This window comes from Hyphomonas beringensis (genome assembly GCF_000682755.1).
GTDB classification, from domain to species: Bacteria; Pseudomonadota; Alphaproteobacteria; order Caulobacterales; family Hyphomonadaceae; genus Hyphomonas; species Hyphomonas beringensis.
In genome coordinates this window covers 1-480 of record NZ_AWFF01000102.1, presented here as the reverse complement: position 1 = coordinate 480, position 480 = coordinate 1, and the positions used below count along the sequence as shown (strand labels likewise).

General features: G+C 55.8%; 1 protein-coding gene. It reads left to right on the top strand.

Annotated elements, in window-relative coordinates:
- The coding region (locus HY29_RS17510; protein WP_034799660.1) for an alpha-L-fucosidase at window positions 1-480 on the top strand (480 nt) is incomplete at both ends.

Genomic DNA, 480 nt, shown 5'->3' with positions numbered 1-480 from the left:
CGAAGTTTGGCATCTTTATTCACTGGGGGCCATATTCCATTCCGGCCTTTGCGCCGCATGCCAAGACCATTGTCGATGCAGGAGATGAAAAGGACGGCTTTGCCAATACGCCTTATGTCGCCTGGTACCAGAACACGATGCAGTTTGAGGATAGTCCGACAGCGGTTTATCACCGTGAGACATATGGGGCGGACTATTCGTATGATCATTTCGGGACGGCCTTCAATGATGCGCTGGAGGACTGGGACCCTGTATCCTGGGCGCGGCTCTTCAAGGCGTCCGGCGCGCGCTATGTGGTGCTGGTGACAAAGCATCATGACGGCTTTGCACTGTGGCCGAGCGATGTGAAGAACCCGAACAAGGAAAACTGGCATACACAGCGCGATGTGGTGGGCGAACTGGCCGATGCTGTGCGGGCGGAGGGGCTGAAGTTCGGCGTCTATTATTCAGGCGGTGTGGACTGGACGTTCAAGCATGAAC